1 protein-coding gene is annotated in these 669 nt (G+C 55.6%); it reads right to left on the reverse strand.

The window, feature by feature from the left end; all coding sequences use genetic code 11:
- On the reverse strand, positions 1 to 669 hold a 669-nt coding region (locus ACTHUR_RS14735), incomplete at both ends, for a polysaccharide biosynthesis/export family protein (RefSeq protein WP_440399338.1).

A 669-nucleotide genomic window follows, 5' to 3' on the forward strand; every position in this document is an offset into this window, starting at 1 on the left:
GACCGTGGTTGCCGATAGGCAGGGTGGCTTGGCGGCCGACTTCGCCCATAACGTACACTTTGCTGTTGCTGTTGTTCGGCACGTAAACGATGTCGCCGTTGCTTAAGAGGTGGTTTTGCGACATGTCGCCGTACTGCATGATGCTTTGCAGGGAAATGGTGCGGTCAACGCCGTTGTGCGTCCATTTGATGTGGTGGGTGTCGGCATTTTGCGCCACGCCGCCCGCTTGGTTGACGGCATCAAGGATGGTCATGGGGACGTTGGTAATCGGCAGTTGTCCGGCTTGTCCGACCGCCCCGGCAACAGATACGCGTTGCGAGCGGAATTCGGTTACGTTGATGGTAACTTGGGGATTTTTAAGATAACGTTTCAGACGACCTGTCAGGATGTTTTGCAGCTCGTCTATGGTTTTGCCTTGCGCTTGGATTTTGCCGACCAGCGGATAGGTGATGTAGCCGCCTTCGTCCACCCATGCGCCGCGGCTGACTTGGTTGGTTTGCGGGTTGCTTTGTTGTACGGGCGAATTGAGGTCGGTGTGCGCCCAGACCATGATGTTCAATACGTCGCCTTTACCGATGTGGTAGCGGTAGGCGGCTTTGCTGCGTTCAAGCGCACCGTTGTTTTGTGACAACACTGGCGGTTTGCGCATTTTTTCAACGAGGCCGAAGG

Source organism: Neisseria sp. P0021.S007 (assembly GCF_051956855.1).